The sequence below is a fragment of the Streptomyces sp. NPDC033216 genome (assembly GCF_055577115.1).
In genome coordinates, this window is the sequence record NZ_JBVIQK010000002.1 from 668,445 (window position 1) to 689,839 (window position 21,395).

20 protein-coding genes are annotated in these 21,395 nt (G+C 72.2%); 11 read left to right on the forward strand and 9 right to left on the reverse strand.

The window, feature by feature from the left end:
* Nucleotides 1–291 precede the first annotated feature (291 nt).
* The 3 genes from ACZ5Y0_RS06490 to mce form a co-directional block, all read right to left on the reverse strand.
* Nucleotides 292–1,227: a cellulose-binding protein gene (locus tag ACZ5Y0_RS06490; protein WP_469127458.1), complete on the reverse strand. Its 936-nt coding sequence runs from the start codon at nucleotides 1,225–1,227 to the stop codon at nucleotides 292–294.
* A 183-nt stretch (nucleotides 1,228–1,410) separates the two neighbouring features.
* Nucleotides 1,411–5,325, reverse strand: coding sequence for a polarized growth protein Scy (scy, locus tag ACZ5Y0_RS06495; protein WP_469127459.1), 3,915 nt, complete (start codon nucleotides 5,323–5,325; stop codon nucleotides 1,411–1,413).
* A 235-nt stretch (nucleotides 5,326–5,560) separates the two neighbouring features.
* Complete coding sequence (mce, locus tag ACZ5Y0_RS06500) at nucleotides 5,561–6,001, reverse strand: methylmalonyl-CoA epimerase (RefSeq protein ID WP_469127460.1); 441 nt, start codon at nucleotides 5,999–6,001, stop codon at nucleotides 5,561–5,563.
* 150 nt (nucleotides 6,002–6,151) lie between these two features.
* Here mce and ACZ5Y0_RS06505 point away from each other — a divergent pair, with 150 nt between their 5' ends.
* Nucleotides 6,152–7,354, forward strand: a complete 1,203-nt coding sequence (locus ACZ5Y0_RS06505; protein WP_469127461.1) for an acetyl-CoA C-acetyltransferase — start codon at nucleotides 6,152–6,154, stop codon at nucleotides 7,352–7,354.
* Between the two features lie 34 nt (nucleotides 7,355–7,388).
* Nucleotides 7,389–8,348, forward strand: coding sequence for a methylmalonyl Co-A mutase-associated GTPase MeaB (meaB, locus tag ACZ5Y0_RS06510; RefSeq protein WP_469127462.1), 960 nt, complete (start codon nucleotides 7,389–7,391; stop codon nucleotides 8,346–8,348).
* Between the two features lie 256 nt (nucleotides 8,349–8,604).
* On the opposite strand, the gene ACZ5Y0_RS06515 is transcribed toward meaB, so the two are convergent.
* On the reverse strand, nucleotides 8,605–9,222 hold the full coding sequence (locus tag ACZ5Y0_RS06515; protein ID WP_469127463.1) for a PepSY domain-containing protein: 618 nt from the start codon (nucleotides 9,220–9,222) through the stop codon (nucleotides 8,605–8,607).
* Nucleotides 9,223–9,357: 135 nt separating this feature from the next.
* Here ACZ5Y0_RS06515 and ACZ5Y0_RS06520 point away from each other — a divergent pair, with 135 nt between their 5' ends.
* Nucleotides 9,358–10,035: a response regulator transcription factor gene (locus tag ACZ5Y0_RS06520; protein WP_469127464.1), complete on the forward strand. Its 678-nt coding sequence runs from the start codon at nucleotides 9,358–9,360 to the stop codon at nucleotides 10,033–10,035.
* Between the two features lie 104 nt (nucleotides 10,036–10,139).
* On the forward strand, nucleotides 10,140–11,552 hold the full coding sequence (locus ACZ5Y0_RS06525) for a sensor histidine kinase (RefSeq protein ID WP_469127465.1): 1,413 nt from the start codon (nucleotides 10,140–10,142) through the stop codon (nucleotides 11,550–11,552).
* 59 nt (nucleotides 11,553–11,611) lie between these two features.
* Here ACZ5Y0_RS06525 and ACZ5Y0_RS06530 read toward each other — a convergent pair whose 3' ends face one another.
* The 4 genes from ACZ5Y0_RS06530 to ACZ5Y0_RS06545 form a co-directional block, all read right to left on the reverse strand.
* Nucleotides 11,612–12,088, reverse strand: a complete 477-nt coding sequence (locus ACZ5Y0_RS06530; protein ID WP_469127466.1) for a MarR family winged helix-turn-helix transcriptional regulator — start codon at nucleotides 12,086–12,088, stop codon at nucleotides 11,612–11,614.
* Nucleotides 12,089–12,180: 92 nt separating this feature from the next.
* The gene (locus tag ACZ5Y0_RS06535; protein WP_469127526.1) at nucleotides 12,181–12,933 is read right to left on the reverse strand and encodes an AIM24 family protein; all 753 of its coding nucleotides are present in this window, start codon (nucleotides 12,931–12,933) and stop codon (nucleotides 12,181–12,183) included.
* A 38-nt stretch (nucleotides 12,934–12,971) separates the two neighbouring features.
* Nucleotides 12,972–13,622, reverse strand: coding sequence for an AIM24 family protein (locus tag ACZ5Y0_RS06540; RefSeq protein WP_469127467.1), 651 nt, complete (start codon nucleotides 13,620–13,622; stop codon nucleotides 12,972–12,974).
* Between the two features lies 1 nt (nucleotide 13,623).
* The gene (locus ACZ5Y0_RS06545; RefSeq protein WP_469127527.1) at nucleotides 13,624–14,256 is read right to left on the reverse strand and encodes an AIM24 family protein; all 633 of its coding nucleotides are present in this window, start codon (nucleotides 14,254–14,256) and stop codon (nucleotides 13,624–13,626) included.
* Between the two features lie 240 nt (nucleotides 14,257–14,496).
* On the opposite strand from ACZ5Y0_RS06545, the gene ACZ5Y0_RS06550 reads away from it, so the two are divergent.
* The 6 genes from ACZ5Y0_RS06550 (at nucleotide 14,497) to ACZ5Y0_RS06575 (ending at nucleotide 19,410) form a co-directional block, all read left to right on the forward strand.
* Entirely contained in the window at nucleotides 14,497–14,844 is a 348-nt protein-coding gene (locus tag ACZ5Y0_RS06550) for a DUF3817 domain-containing protein (protein WP_469127468.1), read from the forward strand.
* Nucleotides 14,841–15,143 carry an MTH1187 family thiamine-binding protein gene (locus ACZ5Y0_RS06555; protein ID WP_469127469.1) on the forward strand — a complete coding sequence of 101 codons (303 nt, stop codon included), beginning with the start codon at nucleotides 14,841–14,843 and terminating at the stop codon, nucleotides 15,141–15,143. The genes ACZ5Y0_RS06550 and ACZ5Y0_RS06555 overlap by 4 nt, the downstream gene beginning before the upstream one ends.
* A gap of 404 nt (nucleotides 15,144–15,547) precedes the next feature.
* Nucleotides 15,548–16,600, forward strand: a complete 1,053-nt coding sequence (locus tag ACZ5Y0_RS06560) for a matrixin family metalloprotease (RefSeq protein WP_469127470.1) — start codon at nucleotides 15,548–15,550, stop codon at nucleotides 16,598–16,600.
* Nucleotides 16,601–16,694: 94 nt separating this feature from the next.
* Nucleotides 16,695–17,204 (forward strand): MarR family winged helix-turn-helix transcriptional regulator, encoded by a 510-nt coding sequence (locus tag ACZ5Y0_RS06565; protein ID WP_469127471.1) that lies wholly within the window; start codon nucleotides 16,695–16,697, stop codon nucleotides 17,202–17,204.
* A 91-nt stretch (nucleotides 17,205–17,295) separates the two neighbouring features.
* Nucleotides 17,296–17,634: a DUF3817 domain-containing protein gene (locus ACZ5Y0_RS06570; protein ID WP_469127472.1), complete on the forward strand. Its 339-nt coding sequence runs from the start codon at nucleotides 17,296–17,298 to the stop codon at nucleotides 17,632–17,634.
* A gap of 75 nt (nucleotides 17,635–17,709) precedes the next feature.
* Nucleotides 17,710–19,410 carry an acyl-CoA mutase large subunit family protein gene (locus ACZ5Y0_RS06575; protein WP_469127473.1) on the forward strand — a complete coding sequence of 567 codons (1,701 nt, stop codon included), beginning with the start codon at nucleotides 17,710–17,712 and terminating at the stop codon, nucleotides 19,408–19,410.
* Nucleotides 19,411–19,538: 128 nt separating this feature from the next.
* On the opposite strand, the gene ACZ5Y0_RS06580 is transcribed toward ACZ5Y0_RS06575, so the two are convergent.
* Nucleotides 19,539–20,201 (reverse strand): TetR/AcrR family transcriptional regulator, encoded by a 663-nt coding sequence (locus tag ACZ5Y0_RS06580; protein ID WP_469127474.1) that lies wholly within the window; start codon nucleotides 20,199–20,201, stop codon nucleotides 19,539–19,541.
* 212 nt (nucleotides 20,202–20,413) lie between these two features.
* Between ACZ5Y0_RS06580 and ACZ5Y0_RS06585 the strand changes: the two genes are divergently transcribed.
* A complete protein-coding gene (locus ACZ5Y0_RS06585; protein WP_469127475.1) occupies nucleotides 20,414–21,388 on the forward strand; it encodes a tetratricopeptide repeat protein in 975 nt (324 codons plus the stop codon).
* Nucleotides 21,389–21,395: the final 7 nt, after the last annotated feature.

Below are 21,395 nucleotides of genomic sequence, written 5' to 3' on the forward strand. Positions count from 1 at the left end.
CTCACGCGTCGCGATCCTTCGGCAACTGGTATCCGCCCGCGACAGCCGCCGCCACCCGGGCCGCCATGATCGCCGACCGCCCCGCGGGCCGTACGGGAGTCGTCGTCGAGCGGCGTGACCACCTGACCGCCGCCACCTTCTCGCCGTACCGTTCGGTCAGGCCTCCCGCTCGATCGGGCGTGCCGGGGGCGATCCGCGGCAGGTGCCGGCCCAGCCGGGCGAGCCGGGGTCGGAGCCCACGTGAAAGGGGCGGCGGGACCACGCCCCACCGCCCCTCACCTCGCTCGGTGACTACCGGGTCTGCTGCGCCGGCACACCACGGGAGATCGGCTCGTCCTCGGTGGGGGAGCCGGCCGCGGCCACCGCGGCGCCCGTGAGGGTGGCGAGCATCTCGCGCACGTTCGTCAGCTGGGCGTTGATCGAGTCGCGGCGGTTGGTGAGAGCCGCCAGCTCGCGCTCCGATTCCGAACGGATGCGGTCCGCCTTGGCGTTCGCGTCGGCCACGATGTCCTCGGCCTGGCGCTGCGCCGTCTCGACGGTCTGACGGGCCCGGCGCTCGGCGTCCGTGCGCAGCTTCTCCGCCTCCAGACGCAGCTGCTCCGCGCGGTGCTCGATCTCCGCGAGGCGCTTCTCCGCCTTCTGCTGACGGGACGCCAGGTCGCGCTCGGACTGCTCGCGGCGCTTGGCGAGGTTCGTCTCGAAGTCGGCGGCGGCCTGCGCGGCCTTGGCGCGGGTCTCCTCGAAGAGGGCGTCGGCCTCCTCGCGCTTGGACTGCGCGTCCTTCTGCGCCTCGGAACGCAGCTGCGCGGCGTCACTCTTCGCCTTCTCGACGACCCGGACGCCCTCGTCCTCGGCCTTGGCCTTGCGCTCCGCGGCGAACGACTCCGCGTCGTTGCGGACCTGCTGGGCCGCCGACTCGGCCAGCTCGCGGTGCTGTTCGGCCGCGCGGCGGGCCTCCTCGCGCAGATCCTTGGCCTCCTCCTCGGCGAGGCGGAGAATCTTCTCGACACGCGCGCCGAGACCGGCGTACGACGGCTCGGCGTCGCTCACCTGGGCCTGGGCGTTCTGTGTCTCGAGGTGAAGCTCCTCGATGCGCTTTTCCAGAGCAGTGATACGGGCCAGAGCGCTGTCACGGTCGGAGACGAGCTTCGAGATGCGTTCGTCCACCTGAGCGCGGTCGTACCCACGCCGCACAAGCTCGAAGCCGTAGGGGGAAGTGTCGCTCATGGGGTTCCTGTCGAATGAGACCGGTGAGGTGATAGGTGGAATCCTAGGGGCCGAAGCGGTGTGTCATCGAGCGGATGCGCGTTTGATACGGAGAATCAGACCCCTTTTGGGTGGCTAAGCGTCAGAGTGCTTGCCAAAAACTTGGGCAAAGGCCCCAGACTCCGACGGACCGCCCCCGCCCGGCTAGCGGTCCGAGGACTTGCCACCCGATCGTGGAGCGCCCACCGTCGCCCCCGCCTTGACGCCGCCGTCCTTGTTCCCCGGCGGGGCCTCGAAGGACTCCAGCGCCTCCAGCACGTCCTGGACGCGCGAGATCTCGGCGTTGATGTCCTCGCGGCGCCGCACCAGGACCTCCAGCTCGCGCTTGCCCTCCTCGACCGTGCGCCGGGCCTCGCGGATCGCCTCGGCCTTCAGCTCCTCGGCCTCGCGGATCAGCGTGGCCTTCTTCTGCTCGGCCTCCTTGAGGAGCCCCTCGGCCTTCTTCACGGCGGCGATCCGGACCTTGCCCGCCTCCGAGTTGGCCTCCGACACCAGCTCCTTGGCCTTCGCCTGCGCCTTGCCGAGCTGCTCCTCGGCCGCCTTGATGAGCGCGTCGCAGCGGTCGCCGGTCGACCTCATCGTCTCGGCGGCCTCGCGGCGGGCCCGCTCGTGCAGCTCCTCGATCTCGGAGGTGATGCGGTCGCGCAGCTCCTCCGCCCGCTCCCTGATGGCGGTCGCGTCCCGCCGGGCGCCGACGAGCAGCTCGTCCGCGTCCGTACGGGCCTTCTCCACCCGCGAGTTGCCCTCGACCGTCGCCTCGGCGACCAGCCGCTCGGCCTCGGTACGGGCCGCGCCGACCATCGTGTCGGCCTGCGCCTCCGCCTCCGCGGTGGTCTTCAGCGCCTGCTGCTGCGCCTCGGTGAGCAGCTTGTCCGCCTCGGCGGCGGTCTCCGTGATGAGGGTGTCGACCTGCTCGGCGGCCTCGGAGCGCCGCTTGTTGGCCTCCTTGCGGGCCTCGTCGAGCGTCGAGTCGGCGTCGTCGCGGGCCACGCTCAGCATGCGGTCGGCCTCCGCCGCCGCCTCCCGCTTGACCCGCTCGGCCTCGGTGCGTACCCGCTCGGCGTGCTGCCGCGCGGAGCCCACCGTCTCGGCGGCCTCGGCGCGCAGCCGCTCCGCGTCGCCGGAGGCGTCCCCGATGAGCTTCTCCGCCTTCGCCACCGACTCGACGCGCAGCCGCTCGGCCTCCTCGATCGCCTCGGTACGGACCCGCTCGGCCTCCGCGATCGACTCCGACTGGAGCCGCTCCGCCTCGGCGATGGTCTCCGACTGGAGCCGCTCCGCCTCGGAACGCGCCTCCGTGATGAGGGTGTCGGCCTGCGTCGCCGCGTCCGACCGGATGCGGTTGGCGTCGTCGCGGGCGTCGGCCCGGGTGCGCGACGCGTCCTGCTCGGCCTGCGCGATGGTGTCCGAGGCCTCCGTGCGCACCCGCTGGGCGTGCGCGGACGCCTCGGAACGCAGCCGCTCCGCCTCCGCGATCGCCTCGCCGACGGTCCGCTCGGCCAGCGCCCTGGCCGCCTCGGTCTCCTCGCTCGCCTCGCGCCGCAGCCGGCTCGCGTCCTCCGCGGCCCGCTCCCGCTCGGAGTAGGCGTCGGCGCGGACCCGGTCCGCCTCCTCCTCGGCCTCCCGGCGGGTACGGTCCGCCGCGTGCTCGGCGGCGGAACGCAGCCCGGTGATCTCCTCCTGCGCCTGCTCGTGCAGCCCGGCCACGGAGTCGCGTACCTGCTGCGCGTGCTGCTCGGCCGCCGACACCATCTCGGTGGCCCGCCGGTCCGCCTCCTCCACCAGCCGTACGGCCTCGGCCTGGGCGTCCTCCACGCGCTTGCGCGCCGACGCCAGCAGTTCCTCGCTCTGCTCGCGGGCCCGCTCACGCTCCTGGTCGGCCTCCTGGCGGGCCGCGCCGAGGTAGTCCTCGGCCTCGCGGCGGCGCCGGCCGGCCTCCTCCTGTGCGGCGGCCAGGGTCTCGGACGCCTCGGCGGCCAGCCGTTCGGCGGCGGCCTGCGCCTCCGCGCGCATCCGGTCGGCGGTGTCCTGCGCCTCGGTCCGCAGCCGCTCCGCCTCCGCGGCGGCCTCCGACCGCAGCCGTACGGCGACGGACTCGCCTTCGGCGCGCGAGGCGGACGCGTCCGCGGCGGCCTCGGTGCGCAGCCGCTCGGCCTCGGTCTCGGCCTGCTGCTGGAGCGTACGGATCCGCTCGGCGGCCTCGCCGCGCAGCCGCTCGGTCTCCTCGGCGGCCTCGCGGCGGATCCGCTCGGCCTCCTCCCGGGCGTCGGTGAGCGCCTGCTCGGCGGCGGCGAGCCGGGTCTCCGCCTCGGTGTGCAGCCGGGTCAGCTCCTCGGCGGCCTCCGCCTGCCGCGCCTCGACGGCGCGCTCGGCCTCCTCGCGCACGGCGAGCGCGGCCCGCTCGGCGTCCGCCGTGATGCCCTCGGCGTGCTCGACGGCCTCGGCGCGGTGGCGCTCGGCCTCCTTGCGGGTGCGTTCCAGGGTCTCCTCGGCCTGCCGGCGCAGCGTGGTGGCCCGCTCGATGGCCTCGGTGCGGACCTTCTCGCTGTCCGCGGTGGCCTTCTGGCGCAGCTCGTCGGCGTCCTGACGGGCCTTCGCCAGCAGTTCCTCGGCGGTCTTGGCCGCTTCCTCGATCTGCTGGACGGCCTCCTTGCGGGCCTCCGCGCGGATCTTCTCGCCCTCGGCGACCGCGTCGGCGCGCAGCTGCTCGGCCTCGCCGCGCAGCCGGCGGGCCTCCTCCTGGAGCTCGACCGTCCTGGCCCGGTACTCCTTGGTGTCGTCCTTCGCCGCGCCCTTGAGCTCCTCGGCGATGTCGTGCGCCTCGGCGCGCAGCCGGTCGGCCTCGGTCTCCGCCTCCCGGCGGATCCGCTCGGCCTCCTCGGCGGCGGCCTTCGTGGTGCGCTGCGCGTCCTCCTGCGCCTTGGTGAGGACGTCCTCGGCGGTCTTGGCCGCCTTCGACAGCTGGGTGGCGCTCTCCTCGGCGGTGAGCGTGCGGGCCTTCTCGGCGGCCTCGGCGAGGAGCTTCTCGGCCTCGGCGCGGGCGTCGGCGACGAGCTGCTCGGCGTCCGCCTTGGTGGCCTCGGCCTCCTTCGTGGCCTCGCTGACCAACCGTGCGACCTGCTCCTTGGCCGTACGGGTGCGCTGCTCGTTGGCGGACTCGGCGCCGGCCAGGGCCTTCTCGGCGGCGGCCTTGGCCTCCGCGACGACCTTCTCGGCCTCGGACTGCGCCTTGCGCAGCGCCTCCTCCGCCTCGGCCAGGCGCTGCTCGGCGGTCCGGCTCAGCTCGGTCGCCTGGCGGCGGGCCGCGTCGGACTCGGTGGCCGTGGAGCTGCGCAGCGCCTCGGCGTGCTCGGTGGCCTCCTGGGCCTGGGTGGAGGCGGCGTTCAGCAAGCGCTCGGCGTCCGTGCGGGCGCGGCGCAGCAGCTGCTCGGCCTCGGCGCGGGCCGTCTCGGCCTCGCTCTGGAGCCGCTGCCGGGCCTCCGCGGTGACCCGTTCGGCCTCGGCGCGGGCGGCCGCCAGGGCCTGCTCGGCCTCGGCGCGCGACTCCTCCAGGAGGCGGCGGGCCTGGGCCTCGGTCCGGGCGCGCAACTGCTCGGCCCACGCCACGTTCTCGTTGACGTGCGACTCGACGGTCTGCCGGCGCTCGGCCAGCTCCTGGTCGAGTTGCTGGCGGCGGGTGACCGCCTCCTGGTGGAGTTCCGCCTGGAGCCGGGCCGCCTGTTCGGCGTGCTCCTGGAGGATGCGCTGGGTCTGCGAGCGGGCCTGGCTCAGCTCCCGCTCGGCGTCCGCGCGGAGCTGGTCGGCCTGCATCTGCGCGTTGCGCAGCAACTGTTCGGCCTGGTAGCCGAGGTCCCCGCCGTCGAAGGAGGGCCGGGACATGATGGTGCGCCGCGCCTCGTGCAACTTGGCGCGCAGCACCTCGACCTGGTAGCCGAGGTCCTCGGCGTGCTGGATCGCCTTTTCCCGCTCGGTCTTCAGCCGCTTCATCTCGGCTTCGAACCGAGTGAGGTGGTCGACGTCAGCCGCCGGCTCCCGCTCCTGGCTCTCGTAGCCCCGCACTGCGCGGTCCCATCCGTCCCCTGGTCGCAACCTTCTCCGTACGAGCTCCGTCCGTCCGCCGAACGGGGCCCCCGGGGAATGGTGTCAGATCAACGGCGGAGCACGGGCTGTCGCCCCGACGCTCGTCCCCCGAAACCCGGACCCCGGATGGTCCTGCCGACATGACGGCAGGACGCCGGTCGCCCTGGCTGGAGCGGCGACCGACCCCAACCCTACCGGCCCATATGTACGAGGGTCAGTGCTCAGGTGACTCAACAGGCGCCGAAGTGACCAGTTCTGTCAGTACTCCGTGGCAATCCTTCGGGTGAAGGAAGGTGATCCGTGACCCCATGGAGCCACGTCGAGGCTCTTCGTACAGCACGCGCACGCCCTTGCCGCGGATGTCCGCGGATTCGGCGTCGACGTCCGCCGTGCCGAAGGCGATGTGGTGGACGCCCTCGCCGTTCTTCGCGAGCCACTTGGCGACGGTGGAGTCCTCGCGGGTCGGTTCCAGGAGCTGGAGGTACGAGGCGCCGCCGTCGGACGTATCGTTGATCTTGAGCATGGCCTCGCGCACGCCCTGCTCCTCGTTGACTTCCGAGTGGAACACCTCGAAGCCGTACGTGGCCCGGTAGAACTCGACGGTGGCGTCGAGGTCGTGGCAGGCGATCCCGATGTGGTCGATTCGCGTCAGCATGGTGTCAGTGCAGCGCGACGGAGGTGGTTACGCAACGTGCGCGCGATCACACCGACGGCCCGATGACGGGTGAAGTACCGGTCAGTACATTCGAAGTAAACCCTCGTTCACTCCTCGGCCCGTGCAAGGCCGGTAAGGGGATCGCAGCTCATGACTGGAACCAACAGCACGACCTCGGTGATCGTCGCGGGCGCCCGGACGCCCATGGGACGGTTGCTGGGCTCGCTGAAGTCCTTCTCCGGAGCCGACCTCGGCGGCTTCGCCATCAAGGCCGCCCTGGACCGTGCGGGGATCGGCGGCGACCAGGTGCAGTACGTGATCATGGGCCAGGTGCTCCAGGCCGGCGCGGGTCAGATCCCGGCCCGGCAGGCCGCGGTCAAGGCCGGCATCCCGATGAACGTCCCGGCGCTCACCGTCAACAAGGTGTGTCTGTCGGGTCTCGACGCGATCGCGCTGGCCGACCAGCTGATCCGCGCGGGCGAGTTCGACATCGTCGTGGCGGGCGGTCAGGAGTCCATGACCAACGCCCCCCACCTGCTGCCGAAGTCCCGCGAGGGCTACAAGTACGGCGCCATCGAGATGCTCGACGCGATGGCGTACGACGGGCTGACCGACGCCTTCGAGAACATCGCCATGGGCGAGTCCACCGAGAAGCACAACACGCGCCTCGGCATCGCCCGCCCGGAGCAGGACGAGATCGCCGCGCTGTCCCACCAGCGGGCCGCCGCCGCGCAGAAGAACGGCCTGTTCGACGCGGAGATCACGCCGGTGGAGATCCCGCAGCGCAAGGGTGAGCCGGTCGTCTTCGGCAAGGACGAGGGCATCCGCCCCGAGACCACCGCCGAGTCGCTCGGCAAGCTCCGTCCGGCCTTCGCCAAGGACGGCACGATCACCGCCGGTTCGGCCTCGCAGATCTCCGACGGCGCCGCGGCCGTGGTCGTGATGAGCAAGGCCAAGGCGCAGGAGCTGGGCCTGGAGTGGATCGCCGAGATCGGCGCCCACGGCAATGTGGCGGGCCCGGACAACTCGCTCCAGTCGCAGCCGTCCAACGCCATCCTGCACGCCCTGAAGAAGGACGGCCTGGAGGTCTCCGACCTCGACCTCATCGAGATCAACGAGGCCTTCGCCGCCGTGGCGGTGCAGTCAATGAAGGACCTCGGGGTGTCGACGGAAAAGGTGAACGTCAACGGTGGGGCCATCGCCCTGGGCCACCCCATCGGCATGTCCGGCGCCCGGCTCGTGCTGCACCTGGCCCTGGAGCTGAAGCGGCGGGGCGGCGGCATCGGCGCGGCCGCGCTGTGCGGCGGCGGCGGCCAGGGGGACGCGCTGATCGTGCGGGTTCCCAAGGCCTGAGTTCCCTGTACGTCATTACCTGAACGGAGCTGTGATGCAGGACGTCTCCTCGCTGGTCGCCCAGGCCAGGGAAGGCCGGCCCCGGGCCGTGGCCCGGCTGATCTCCCTGGTGGAGGGGGCGTCGCCGCAGCTCAGGGAGGTCATGGCGGCGCTGGCCCCGCTGACCGGCAACGCCTATGTGGTGGGCCTGACCGGTTCGCCCGGCGTCGGCAAGTCGACATCCACCTCCGCGCTGGTCACGGCGTACCGCAAGCAGGGCAGGCGGGTCGGCGTCCTGGCCGTCGACCCGTCCTCGCCGTTCTCCGGGGGCGCCCTGCTCGGCGACCGGGTGAGGATGTCGGAGCACGCCTCCGACCCCGGCGTCTACATCCGCTCCATGGCCACCCGCGGCCACCTCGGCGGCCTGGCCTGGGCGGCCCCGCAGGCCATCCGTGTCCTCGACGCGGCGGGCTGCGACGTGATCCTGGTCGAGACGGTCGGCGTCGGCCAGTCCGAGGTCGAGATCGCCTCCCAGGCCGACACCAGCGTGGTCCTCCTCGCCCCCGGCATGGGCGACGGCATCCAGGCCGCCAAGGCCGGAATCCTGGAGATCGGCGACGTGTACGTCGTCAACAAGGCCGACCGGGACGGCGCCGACGCCACCGCCCGCGAGCTGAACCACATGCTGGGCCTCGGCGAGTCCCGCGCCCCCGGCGACTGGCGCCCGCCGATCGTGAAGACGGTCGCCGCGCGAGCCGAGGGCATCGACGAGGTCGTGGAGGCGCTGGAGAAGCACCGCGCGTGGATGGAGGAGCACGGCGTCCTCGCCGAGCGCCGCCGGGCCCGCGCGGCCCGCGAGGTGGAGACGATCGCCGTGACCGCCCTGCGCGAACGCATCGGCGACCTGCACGGCGACCGCCGTCTGAGCACGCTCGCGGAGAAGATCGTCGCGGGCGAGCTGGACCCGTACCGGGCGGCGGACGAACTGGTGACAGGTCTGACCGGGTCGGAGTGAGGCGCACGTCGTCAACTCGGCTGCGCCGCTGATACCCCGACTCCGTGGTCTCTTCTTCGCGTGCGGCACACCCCTTGGCGTAGGGGACACCCCGCCACGGACCGGCCGGCCGCACCGGCGGCCGTGGCTCTCAGGGCGGGTGGTCGACCGGCGGAAGCCCTCGCCGGGAGACCGAGCGGGCCGACCGCCACGGCGGCCGGCCGCGCGGATCCGACGGAACGGTCGACCCCTGGCACGGCGGCCGTCACGGCAGGCGTCAGTCGTCGTCGCCGGCGGCGTCCGCGCCGCCCTTGCCGCCCTTGCCGTCGTCGTGGCGGTCCGCCGTGATCCCGCCGTCGGTCAGGGCGACCTTCCAGTGGTGCTCCTCGGCCGACGAGCCGGCGGTCTCCACCTCCCAGGCGCCCGCGCCGTCGTCGTCCAGGTCGACGGAGGTGACGAAGCCCTTCGTGGCGGCGGTCCCCGCGGCCTCGGCGGCGGTGACGCCGGCGCCCTTGAGCAGGGCACGGGCCTCGCGGACGTCGTCGGCGTCGTCGTCGGCGGTGGGCGTCCCGAGGACGCGGCCCGTCGCCGGGTCGACGAGGACGTCGTACGACGTCGTGCCGGTGCCCAGGATCTCGACCTCCCAGCCGTGGTCGTCGTCCCCGGTCTCCGTGTCGAGGTCTGCGGAGACGGCCGTGCCCGGCCGGGACTTCAGCGCCGCCGCGATGGCCTCGGCCGCGCTCACCTCGGTGCCACCCGGTGTCCCGGCCGCCTGCCGCGTGGTCCGTACGTCCGCCGTCGTCCGCCCTGCGTCGTCGTCCGCGAAGGCGGCCGCGGTGCCTGCGCCGATCGCGACGGACGCGACGACGGCGGCGATGACGAGCTTGCGCTTCATGGGTTTCCTCCCGGTGCGGTGCTGCTTCGGTCCCGTGGGTCGGGTTCGACGGGGACCACGCTGCCCGAGCCGACCTGAAGGCACGCTGAAGCAACCTGAAGATCGGTTCAGCTTCGGTTTGCGACCCTGGTCCGCATGCGCCTGTTGATCGTCGAGGACGAGAAGCGCCTCGCCCTATCCCTCGCCAAGGGTCTGACCGCCGAGGGCTTCGCCGTGGACGTCGTGCACGACGGCCTGGAGGGGCTGTACCGCGCGAGTGAGTCGCCGTACGACCTGCTCCTCCTCGACATCATGCTGCCCGGCATGAACGGCTACCGGGTCTGTTCCGCCCTGCGCGCCGCCGGGAACGACGTCCCGATCCTCATGCTCACCGCAAAGGACGGCGAGTACGACGAGGCGGAGGGCTTGGACACCGGCGCGGACGACTACCTCACCAAGCCGTTCTCGTACGTCGTCCTGGTGGCGCGCGTGAAGGCCCTGCTGCGGCGCCGCGGACAGGGCGCCGGGTCCTCCCCGGTGCATGTGCTCGGCGAGCTGAGGGTGGACACCGCAGCCCGCCGGGTCTTCCTGCGCGGCGACGAGGCGGCGCTCACCGCCAAGGAGTTCGCCGTCCTGGAGCAGCTGGTGGTGCGGGCCGGCGAGGTGGTGTCGAAGGCCGACATCCTCGAGCACGTCTGGGACTTCGCCTACGACGGCGACCCCAACATCGTCGAGGTCTACGTCAGCGCGCTGCGCCGCAAACTGGGCGCCGGACTCATCCGCACGGTCCGCGGCGCCGGGTACCGGCTGGAACGGGCGGAGGCGGACCGATGAACCTACCGGCCGGCGGGCGCGGAGGCGGACCGATGAACCTACCGGCCGGCGGGCGCGGAGGCGGACCGGTGGACGCAGGGGCTGGAACGGGCGGAGGCGGACGGATGAGACGCCGGCTCGGGTCCGTCCGGGCCCGCGCCACCGTGGGCACCACACTCGTCGTCGCCGTGGCGCTGCTCGCGGCCGGGACGGCCGTCCTGCTGTCGCTGTGGACCAACCTGAGCGGTCAGGCGGCCGCCCGGGCGGAGCGCACCGCGCGCGAGGTCGCCGCCGAACTCGCCGCCGGACAGCCCTACGGCGAACTGTCCCTGGACGACGACGACCGGCCCGTGCAGGTCGTCGCCGAGGACGGAACCCTGGTCGCGGTCAGCGAGCACCTGGAGCGGATCAGCGGGACGGGGTCGGACGCGGTGCGCCCGGCGACCGCCCGCGCCGTCGCTCGGGGGGGCGACGAGGACGCGGACGACGACGCCGGGGTCTTGGCTCTCCGGCCCGGCGAGATCGCCGAGCACCCCTCCTACAGCGACGGCTCCGCCACCGTGGACGGAGACGGCGCCGACTACCGCTTCGCCGCCGTGGAGGTCGAGACGCAGGACCGCGGCACCCTCACCGTGTACGCGGGCGCGCCCCTGTCCACCGAGCGCGCCGCCGTCCGCACCGCGCTCACCGTCATGCTGATCGGCCTTCCGCTGCTGCTGGCCGTGGTCGCCGGCGTGACCTGGCTGATGACCCGGCGGGCACTGCGCCCGGTCGAGGGCATCCGGCGGGAGATGGCCGCGATCACCGCGTCCGCGGACCTCGCCCGCCGGGTGCCCGAGCCGGACACCCACGACGAGGTCGCCCGGCTCGCCCGCACCACGAACGAGACGCTGGCCGCGCTGGAGACCGCCGTGGAACGACAGCGCCGTTTCGTCGCCGACGCCTCGCACGAACTGCGCAGCCCCATCGCCTCGCTGCGCACCCAGCTCGAAGTGGGCGCCGCGCATCCGGAGCTGCTGGACGTGCCGGGCGCCGTCGAGGACACCGTGCGACTCCAGCGGCTGGCCGCCGACCTGTTGCTGCTGGCCCGACTGGACGCCGGGGAGCGACCGGCGGACGCGCGGGTGGACCTGGCGGCGCTGGCGCGCGAGGAGTCGGGCGGCCGGAGCCGGGTGACCGTGGACGCGGAGCCGGCGGAAGTGTCCGGATCCAGGGGGCAGTTGCGACGGGTGTTGGCCAACCTGCTCGACAACGCGGAGCGGCACGCCCGCGAGGCGGTCACGGTGACCGTACGGAGGCAGGGTGAGAGGGCTGTCGTCACGGTCGCCGACGACGGGGACGGCGTGCCGGAGGCGGACCGGGAGCGGGTCTTCGAGCGGTTCGTCCGGCTCGACGCGGCCCGCAGCCGCGACGACGGCGGGGCGGGGCTCGGCCTGGCCATCGCCCGCGACGTGGCCGTACGACACGGCGGCAGCCTCACGGTCCGTGCGACGCCGGAAGGCGGAGCCCTGTTCGAGCTCCGCCTTCCGGCGCTCTGACGGCTTCGGACGGGTCGCGTCGGTTCAGCCGCGTCGGTTCAGCCGCTTCGGCTCACCGCTCACGGGCGTCCCCGCTGCTCGCGGAGGTGGTCCGCGATCGGTGTCAGGGCCTTGTCGAGTTCCGCCAGGGCCTCGGGGGAGAGGAGATCGATGAAGTGCTGACGCACGGACGCCACATGATGGGGCGCGACCTTGCGCATCGTCTCCATGCCGTGCTCGGTGAGGACCGCGTACAGACCGCGGCGGTCGGACTCGCAGTTCTCCCGGCGCACCAGATGGGCGTTCTCCATGCGGGTGATCTGGTGGGAGAGCCGGCTCTTGGACTGGAGGGTGGCGGACGCGAGGTCGCTCATCCGCATCCGGACGTCCTCCGACTCGGAGAGGTTCACCAGAATCTCGTAGTCGTTCATGGTCAGCCCGAACGGCTGAAGATCCTTTTCGAGCTGGTACGTCAACAGCCTGTTGACCTCCAGATGGGTGCGCCAGGCGCACTGCTCCGCTTCGGTCAGCCAGCGCGTGGCCGTTTCGGTCTCCATAAGTGAAGTCTACCTAAAATGTTGAAAGGCGAACTAGTCAGGGTGGTGTGACAGTGCGCACGCGTTCGACGTCACACTCCGCAGACTACCGCTCACAGCCCGAAGCGACGCTGGAGGTCTCCCAGCTGTCCGGGAAGGCGCGGTGCGCCCGCTTGACCTCCGACGCCCCCCGGCCCGCCACCACCGGGTACCCCCGGCTCGTGCGGAACGGCCCCCGTGGCCTGCTCGGCCATGAGGGTCTCGGTGGACTGGAGCAGCACCGTGCCGGCGCCCACGAACTCGAACTGGTGCTCCTCCCCGGAAGCCCCGCCGAGGCCCGTCAGCGCACGTAGGCCGCCCATCACGCCCGTCATGTACCCGTGGTCGTAGTGATGGCACGGAGACGGGCAGTCGGCCCAGCCGACGAGCGCCTGCGGGTCCACCCGGATCGGGGGTTCCATGAACACCACCGGGCCGTTAGATGCGGCGACGAACTTGCCGGTTCCGATCAGGGTCAGAAAACCCGGAACGATCGACTGCTTCAGTGCGAGAGTTGGCTGAAAAGCGAGCAGATTGCCCGAGCGAATGGTCAGATTGCCGTCTTCGAGGTCGTACGAGTTCACATCGAAGGCCCGGTCGGCGAGGAGCATCTTGCCCGAGCCCTCCGCCACGACCCAGTCGCTCGCGTGCAGAGGCGAATGGAACGACGTGCGCACCAGACGGTCCAGCCGGCCGTGCCCGATGCCGTTGAAGTCGATCGAGCCGTAGTAGGCGACCATCTTCCCCTTCTGGAGGAACCACTGGCTCCCCTTCAGCTCCACACAGAAGGTGTACGCGTTCACGTTGTCGTCGACCGGCAGGGTCATCGGGTCGAACACGGTGGGGCCGGTGCCCGGGTAGGTGGTCACAGCTTCTCCTCCGACGCCTGGACGTACACCGTGCCGCTGCCGCTCAGCTCCAGCTGGAACGCCTCGCCGGAGCCGCGCCCCACCATGTCCCGCCAGCCCAGGGCCGTGGACAGCTTGTTGCGGACGTCGCCGTGGTGGGCGACGTAGGCCTGCGGGTCGACATGGACCGGGCGCTGGGGGGTGATGGGGACCTCGAAGACGCCGCCGTGGGCCATCACGGCGACCGAGCCGTGGCCCTTGAGTGTCGTGGTGAACAGGCCCTGGCCGCTGATCTGGCCGCGGACCATGCCCATGACGCCGCCCTGGGAGCCCATGAACATGGTGCCCTGCTGGAGGGTGCCCTCGAAGGCGAGGAGACGGTCCGCCTCGACGCAGAGAGTCTCGCCGGTGAGGTCGATGATCTGGACGTGGTGGCCGCCGTGCCCGAACAGGACCGTGCCGCTGCCCTCGACGGACATCAGGGGCGTGTCCTCGTTCGCCAGCCGGCGGCCGATCATGGACATCACACCGCCCTGGCCGCCCTGCGTGTTCGGGGTGAAGGACACCTCGCCCGTGTAGGCGAGCATCGCGCCGCGCTGGCTGAACAGGCGCCGGCCGGGCAGCACGGTCGCCTCGACCATCTTGGAGTTGATCTCCCGGAAGGGCATGTCACACGTCTCCCGCGATCGTGTTCCGCTCGCTGGGCTGGACGTACACGAGGCCGTTCCCCTCGAACCGGATCTGGAAGGCCTCGCCGCCGCCCTCGCCCATCAGCGTGCGGAACGTCACACCGGACTGGAAGGACTGCCGGACATCGCCCTGGTGGGCGACGTACGCCCCCGGGTCCACGGTCAGCGGGAACTGCGGGCTCACCCGGAGCACCACCGCCGGACCGTCGGAGGTGATCGCCGCCTGGCCGTGTCCCTCGACGGTCGTGGTGAACAGCCCGTTGCCCTGCGAGGCGCCGCGCAGGCCGGTGAACGACGTGCCCGTCCTCAGTCCCGCGTCCGTCGCGAGCAGATTGCTCGACTCCACGTACAGCTTGTCCCCCTGGAGACTCACGAGGTTGATCTCGGAGGCGCGGTCCGCGAACCAGCAGGTCCCCTGCCCCCTCACCTCCATCACGGTCATCTGCTCGCCGGTGAGTCGCCGGGTCACCATGCCCCGCAGTCCCTCACCGCCGCCGCTCATCTTCTTGAAGGCCATCTGCCCGTCGTACGCGACCATCGAGCCGTTCTTCGCCTTGACGGCGTCTCCGGTCATGTCGACGGCGAGCACCTTGCTGCCTTGGAGTCGAAACATCGCCACGCTGCGAAGGTAGCCTTTGGGGCGCCGTGCCGACAGGGCTACCGGGTGGAGATCGTCCCTGAATGTTCCCCTAGGGCCTCTCCGCTCCGGCCGGGCGCCGCCCGGCACCGGCCCCCGCCCGCCCCGCACCCCGGCCCGCTCCCCGCGCCGCCCGTTTGCCACAATGGACGAACGCTTGTGCGTGCGTTCACAAACGGACCGGATCAGTAACGCATCTCCCACCGAAGGTGACCCGTGGACCTCAAGACAGCCTCCGCCCTCCGCCGCCTCCGCCTGGTCTCCGCCCCCGAGGCGGTCTCGTTCCTGCTGCTGCTCGTCTGCTCGGTGCTCAAGCGCACCACGGACTTCAACGCGGTGCCGGTGATGGGCATGGTCCACGGCGTGCTGTTCGTGCTGTACGTCATCTTCTGGGCGGACGCCTGGAACCGCACCAGGTGGTCACTGCGGACCGCGGCCCTCTACTTCGTCCTCTCGGTCCTGCCGACCGGCGGCTTCTTCGCCGAGCGCGGGCTCCGCCGGGAGGCCGAGGACGCGGTCATCGCCTCCCGCGCCCGGCGCGAGGGCGTGGTGGGGGCGTCGTGATCGTCGCCTTCTCCGTCACCCCGCTCGGCGTCGGCGAGGACGTCGGGGAGTACGTCGCCGACGCGGTCCGCGTGGTCCGCGAGTCGGGCCTGCCGAACCGCACCGACGCCATGTTCACCTCCGTCGAGGGCGAGTGGGACGAGGTCATGGACGTCGTCAAGCGGGCCGTCGCCGCCGTCGAGGCGCGGGCCCCACGCGTCTCCCTGGTCCTCAAGGCGGACATCCGCCCCGGCGTGACGGACGGCCTGACGTCGAAGGTGGAGACGGTGGAGCGGCATCTGACGACGCGGGGGGAGTGACCGAGCGGGACGGCCTCCGTGCCAGGGGGCGAGGCGCCCGGTCGGAGGGGTCGAGGGGCCCGGGCCGGCGGTCCGAGCGGCCGGTCGGAGAGGACGAGGCGGGTGCGGCCGGCGGTGTGAGGCGCGGACCGACGGTGCAGGCACCCGGTGGGGTCGCTCACCGCCGCCCCGACGCCCGCCGCGGTCACTGCCGCACCGCCCGCTGGGCCACCGGTCCCCTTCCTCCGGCGCGCCCACGGAAAACGCGCTTGGGCGATCGCTCGATCGGGCGATCCCGGAAAGGGTTACGGCCCGCGACGGACGGCTAACCTCTTCCGGGAATCGATCAGGCCCCGTCCGGCGGGCGGCATTCACGCGGAGGCGAAGTGGCAGCGCGGCGCGGGCCGGTGCGGGTGGGTGAAGCGATGGCCACGGCCGTGCGGAAGGTGCTCGTGGCGGCGGTGACGGTCCTGTCGCTGGCCGCTTCGGGTGGCGGTACGGCGCCCCCGCGCGCGGATGCGGGCCACTGCGCGCTCGCCCCCGGCGCACTGACGCTCGACGACCTGCCGGCCGGGTCCTCCGTGCTCGACTGCGCGGCCGTCGGCCGCCTCGTCACCCACGCCGGAGCCGGCGTCACCGTCCCCGGCCCCGGCATGAAGGTGAGCGTCGAGGCCCTCACGGTGGACGGCTCCCCGCACGGCTTCACCCTGGCGGTCGCCGCCGACGGCACCGTCTCCTACGACCTGACCGACACCGCAACGCACACGATCGTCCCCGGCCGGGCCCGTGCGTCGGCCGGCGTCCCGGACCACGCCCGTGCGTCGGCCACCGCCCCCGACCACGCCCGTCATTCGGCCACCCTCCCCGGCCGGGCCCGCGCCGCGTGCGCCGACGGCGCCTACGCCACCGCCGACCACAAGGAGTACGACACCTACGGGTGGTTCCTCGGTGACGGCACCCTGCCCGCGAACCTCGCCCCCGTCGACGCCCGCCAGGCCTTCGAGGACGCCATCGGCACCATCACGGCCAGCCGCAACGACTGCGGCTTCGACGACACGGTCACCGCGAAGGCCCGGTTCCTGTCCCGGACCGGCAACGAGGCCGACATCGACCGCGAGGCCCGCTGCACGGCACGCGACGGCATGAGCGTCTGGGACGCCGGGGACCTCGGCGCCGGAGTCGTCGCGACGACCTGCTCCTGGAGCCGGGACCTGTCGGGCGGACCCGACGAGCTGCGCGAGGCCGACGTCCGCTTCAACACCCACGACCACGCCTTCACCGACCGTCCCACCGGCGCCTGCTCCCACGTGTACGACCTCCGCAGCGTCGCCACCCACGAGGCAGGGCACGTCTTCGGTCTGGCCCACGTGGGCCAGGGCCATGAGAGCCAGACCATGTTCACCAACTCCGTCGCCTGCTCCACCGCTGCCCGCACCCTGGGCCGCGGCGACGTGCTCGGCCTGCGCGCCCTGTACTGAGGGGACGGCACCGCCGGGCGGGCCGGAAGCCCCGGGCGACCGAAAGCCGAGACGAGGCTGACCGCGATATGACCGACGGGTAGGGTCTGGTGCCGTGCCGAAGCCGCTCAGCCTTCCGTTCGACCCCATCGCCCGCGCCGACGAACTCTGGAAGCGGCGCTGGGGAAACGTGCCGTCCATGGCCGCGATCACCTCGATCATGCGCGCCCACCAGATCCTCCTCGCCGAGGTCGACGCGGTGGTCAAGCCCTACGGGCTGACCTTCGCGCGCTACGAGGCCCTGGTGCTGCTCACCTTCTCCAAGGAGGGGGAACTGACCATGTCGAAGATCGGCGAGCGGCTCCAGGTGCACCCCACCTCCGTGACGAACACCGTCGACCGCCTGGTGAAGTCGGGTCTCGTCGCCAAGCGCCCCAACCCCAACGACGGCCGCGGCACCCTCGCCACCATCACCGACAAGGGCCGGGAGGTCGTCGAGGCGGCCACCCGCGACCTGATGGCCATGGACTTCGGCCTCGGCGTGTACGACGCGGAGGAGTGCTCGGAGATCTTCGCCATGCTGCGCCCGCTGCGGGTGGCGGCCCACGACTTCGACGAGGAGTGAGCCGGGAGCGGTCCGGGGAGGGAATCGGGGAGCGATCCGAGGAGCCACCCTGGGGCAAGATCGCCCGGAACGCCTGGTTACGCTCGACGGCATGAAGAAGAGCGTGCTGACCCGCTACCGCGTCATGGCCTACGTCACCGGTGTGCTCCTGGTCCTGCTGTGCCTGTGCATGATCGGCAAGTACGTGCTGGACCTGAGCGGTGCCGCGGACGCCACCCGTGCCGTCTCCATCGCGCACGGCTGGCTCTACGTCGTCTACCTCGTCTTCGCCTTCGATCTGGGCTCCAAGGCCAGGTGGCCGGTCCGCAAGCAGCTCTGGGTGCTGCTGGCCGGGACCGTCCCCACGGCCGCCTTCTTCGTCGAGCGGAACGTCACGCGCGAGCTGGGGACCAGGGTCGCCGAGGAAGCGCCGGCGGTCGCCAAGGCCTGACCCCGCACCGCCGTACGCATGCGTACGGCGGTCTCCCATCGACATTTACTTGGACGTCCTAGTAAATTCGGGGGTATGGACGCTGACGCCATCGAGGAAGGCCGCCGACGCTGGCAGGCCCGGTACGACGCCGCGCGCAAGCGCGACGCAGACTTCACCACGCTCTCCGGCGATCCCGTGGAGCCGGTGTACGGGCCCCGGCCCGGCGACACCTACGAGGGCTTCGAGCGGATCGGCTGGCCCGGCGAGTACCCCTACACCCGCGGGCTGTACCCGACCGGCTACCGGGGGCGCACCTGGACCATCCGGCAGTTCGCCGGGTTCGGGAACGCCGAGCAGACCAACGAGCGCTACAAGATGATCCTCGCCAACGGCGGCGGGGGCCTCTCCGTCGCCTTCGACATGCCGACCCTGATGGGCCGCGACTCCGACGACCCGCGCTCGCTCGGCGAGGTCGGGCACTGCGGGGTCGCCATCGACTCGGCCGCCGACATGGAGGTCCTCTTCAAGGACATCCCCCTCGGCGACGTGACGACCTCGATGACCATCAGCGGACCGGCCGTGCCGGTCTTCTGCATGTACCTCGTCGCCGCCGAACGGCAGGGCGTGGACCCGGCCGTCCTCAACGGCACCCTCCAGACCGACATCTTCAAGGAGTACATCGCCCAGAAGGAGTGGCTCTTCCAGCCCGAGCCCCACCTGCGCCTCATCGGCGACCTGATGGAGTACTGCGCCGCCGGCATCCCCGCGTACAAGCCGCTCTCCGTCTCCGGATACCACATCCGCGAGGCCGGCTCGACGGCCGCGCAGGAACTGGCCTACACCCTCGCCGACGGCTTCGGGTACGTGGAACTCGGCCTGTCCCGCGGACTGGACGTCGACGTCTTCGCCCCCGGCCTGTCCTTCTTCTTCGACGCGCACCTCGACTTCTTCGAGGAGATCGCCAAATTCCGTGCCGCGCGCCGGATCTGGGCCCGGTGGATGCGGGACGTCTACGGGGCCAAGTCCGAGAAGGCGCAGTGGCTGCGCTTCCACACGCAGACCGCCGGCGTCTCCCTGACCGCCCAGCAGCCGTACAACAACGTGGTGCGTACGGCCGTGGAGGCGCTCGCCGCCGTGCTCGGCGGGACCAACTCGCTGCACACCAACGCGCTGGACGAGACCCTCGCGCTGCCCTCCGAGCAGGCCGCCGAGATCGCGCTGCGCACGCAGCAGGTGCTGATGGAGGAGACCGGGGTCGCCAACGTCGCCGACCCGCTGGGTGGTTCCTGGTACGTCGAGCAGCTGACCGACCGCATCGAGGCCGACGCCGAGAAGATCTTCGAGCAGATCAAGGAGCGGGGGCTGCGGGCGCATCCCGACGGGCGGCACCCCATCGGGCCCGTCACGTCCGGCATCCTGCGGGGCATCGAGGACGGATGGTTCACCGGGGAGATCGCCGAGTCCGCGTTCCGGTACCAGCAGTCGCTGGAGAAGGGCGAGAAGCGGGTCGTCGGCCTCAACGTGCACACCGGGTCGGTGACCGGGGACCTGGAGATCCTGCGGGTCTCCCACGAGGTGGAGCGGGAGCAGGTGCGGGAGTTGGGCGCCCGGCGGGCGGTCCGCGACGAGTCGGCCGTGCGGGCGGCACTGGACGCCATGCTGGCCGCCGCCCGGGACGGGTCCAACATGATCGGGCCGATGGTGGAGGCGGTGCGGGCCGAGGCGACGCTGGGCGAGATCTGCGGGGTGCTGCGGGAGGAGTGGGGGGTCTACACGGAGCCGGCGGGGTTCTAGGTGACGGGCGGCCGGGGTGTTCTTCGCCTCCGGCCGCCCTTCCCGTCCTTCGCCTCCGGCCGCCCGTCCCGTTCGCTGGGCGGCCGTGCCCCAGGGGTCGCCGTCTTCCGGCCAGGACGGCCGCTGTCTCACCCGCCGGACGGGCCGCTGCTGCCGCCGGACGGGCCGGCGCCGGCTGAGGCTCCCGCCAGGCCGTGCAGCAGGACCCGGGTGAAGTCCCGTACCCACTCCTCGTCGGCCGGTTCCGCGCTGACCAGGGTGCGGTGGACCACCGCGCCCGCGACCATGTCGAAGATCAGGTCCACCGTGCGGGCCGCTTCGGTCGGAGCCGCCTCCGGGGGGAGTTCGCCCCGGACCTGGGCACGGGCCCGGCCCTCCAGGACCAGGTCCTTCTGGGGGTCGACGATGGACGCGCGGATGCGTGCGCGCAGGGCGTCGTCGCGGGTGGATTCCGCGACCACCGCCATCAGGCCGCTCCTGGCCTCCGGACGGGCGAGGATCGCCGCGAACTGGAGGACCACGCCCTCGATGTCGGCGGCCAGGCTGCCCCGGTCGGGGAGCTCGAGTTCGTCGAAGAGTTCCGCGACCGCGTCCACGACCAGTTCGTTCTTGCCCGACCAGCGACGGTAGAGCGTCGTCTTGGCCACACCCGCCCGGGTCGCCACGTCCCCCAGCGTCAGCTTGGACCAGCCCAGCTCGACCAGCGCCTGGCGGGTCGCGGACAGGATCGCGGTGTCAGCGGCGGCGCTGCGCGGGCGTCCGCCACGGCTGGCAGGGGTGCGGCTCTGCATCCTCCGACGATAACCGGCCGGATCCGCGCGGTCGTGAGGGAGATCACCGGGGTGGGGCGGCGGAGAAGGTCTCCGCAGTATTACGCTACGACTCGTAGCGAAAGCTCGTGAACGGACGTACACGAGTCGCGACCGGACGGTGCGGGGTGGGGACCCGGCGCTCTTTTCGGATCGCTTTTCACGCACACGCGCGGACGGGGGAGGATAGACGCATGCAGCCACGGAACATGTCCATGAGCGGGGTCGTCGACCTCGCCGCGGTGAAGGCGGCCCAGGAGGCCAAGGCGAAGGCGGAGCAGGCTCGGGCGGAAGCCGCCCGGCAGGGCGGGACGGGGGCGGTGTCGCCCTCGGACCTGGTCATCGACGTAGATGAGGCCGGGTTCGAGCGGGACGTCATCCAGCGGTCCGCCGAGGTGCCGGTCGTCATCGACTTCTGGGCCGAGTGGTGCCAGCCCTGCAAGCAGCTCAGCCCGGTGCTGGAGCGGCTCGCTGTCGAGTACGACGGGCGGTTCCTGCTCGCCAAGATCGACGTCGACGCCAACCAGATGCTGATGCAGCAGTTCGGGGTGCAGGGCATCCCGGCCGTCTTCGCCGTCGTCGCCGGGCAGGCGCTGCCGCTCTTCCAGGGGGCCGCCGGCGAGACGCAGATCCGTCAGACCCTCGACCAGTTGGTGCAGGTCGCCGAGCAGCGCTTCGGCCTCACCGGCCTCACCGTCGACCCCGAGGCGGAGCCCGGTGAGCGTGCCGAGGCCGCCGAGGCGCCGGTCGGCCCGTACGACGCCTTGCTGGAGGCGGCCGTACGGGCGCTGGACGCGGGGGACTTCGGCGGGGCGGTGCGCGCGTACCAGAACGTGCTGACCGACGACCCCGGCAACACGGAGGCCAAACTCGGCTTGGCGCAGGCCGAGTTGCTGCACCGGGTGCAGGACATGGATCCGCAGCGGGTGCGCAAGGAAGCCGCCGACAGGCCCGGTGACGCGCGGGCGCAGATCGCCGCCGCCGACCTCGATCTGGTGGGCGGGCACGTCGAGGACGCCTTCGGGCGGCTCATCGACACCGTGGCCCGTACGGCCGGTGACGAGCGCGACGCCGCACGGCTGCGGCTGCTCGAACTGTTCGAGGTGGTCGGGCCCGACGACCCGCGGGTGACCGCGGCGCGCCGGGCGTTGGCGCGCGCCCTGTTCTAGTCGGGTG

Coding starts and splice junctions, on each gene's coding strand:
- ACZ5Y0_RS06490 (WP_469127458.1), bottom strand. CDS start 1,227: ATGAGCGACACTTCCCCCTACGGCTTCGAGCTTGTGCGGCGTGGGTAC.
- mce (WP_469127460.1), bottom strand. CDS start 6,001: ATGCTGACGCGAATCGACCACATCGGGATCGCCTGCCACGACCTCGAC.
- ACZ5Y0_RS06505 (WP_469127461.1), top strand. CDS start 6,152: ATGACTGGAACCAACAGCACGACCTCGGTGATCGTCGCGGGCGCCCGG.
- meaB (WP_469127462.1), top strand. CDS start 7,389: ATGCAGGACGTCTCCTCGCTGGTCGCCCAGGCCAGGGAAGGCCGGCCC.
- ACZ5Y0_RS06515 (WP_469127463.1), bottom strand. CDS start 9,222: ATGAAGCGCAAGCTCGTCATCGCCGCCGTCGTCGCGTCCGTCGCGATC.
- ACZ5Y0_RS06520 (WP_469127464.1), top strand. CDS start 9,358: ATGCGCCTGTTGATCGTCGAGGACGAGAAGCGCCTCGCCCTATCCCTC.
- ACZ5Y0_RS06525 (WP_469127465.1), top strand. CDS start 10,140: ATGAGACGCCGGCTCGGGTCCGTCCGGGCCCGCGCCACCGTGGGCACC.
- ACZ5Y0_RS06530 (WP_469127466.1), bottom strand. CDS start 12,088: ATGGAGACCGAAACGGCCACGCGCTGGCTGACCGAAGCGGAGCAGTGC.
- ACZ5Y0_RS06535 (WP_469127526.1), bottom strand. CDS start 12,933: ATGACCCTGCCGGTCGACGACAACGTGAACGCGTACACCTTCTGTGTG.
- ACZ5Y0_RS06540 (WP_469127467.1), bottom strand. CDS start 13,622: ATGCCCTTCCGGGAGATCAACTCCAAGATGGTCGAGGCGACCGTGCTG.
- ACZ5Y0_RS06545 (WP_469127527.1), bottom strand. CDS start 14,256: ATGTTTCGACTCCAAGGCAGCAAGGTGCTCGCCGTCGACATGACCGGA.
- ACZ5Y0_RS06560 (WP_469127470.1), top strand. CDS start 15,548: ATGGCCACGGCCGTGCGGAAGGTGCTCGTGGCGGCGGTGACGGTCCTG.
- ACZ5Y0_RS06570 (WP_469127472.1), top strand. CDS start 17,296: ATGAAGAAGAGCGTGCTGACCCGCTACCGCGTCATGGCCTACGTCACC.
- ACZ5Y0_RS06575 (WP_469127473.1), top strand. CDS start 17,710: ATGGACGCTGACGCCATCGAGGAAGGCCGCCGACGCTGGCAGGCCCGG.
- ACZ5Y0_RS06580 (WP_469127474.1), bottom strand. CDS start 20,201: ATGCAGAGCCGCACCCCTGCCAGCCGTGGCGGACGCCCGCGCAGCGCC.
- ACZ5Y0_RS06585 (WP_469127475.1), top strand. CDS start 20,414: ATGCAGCCACGGAACATGTCCATGAGCGGGGTCGTCGACCTCGCCGCG.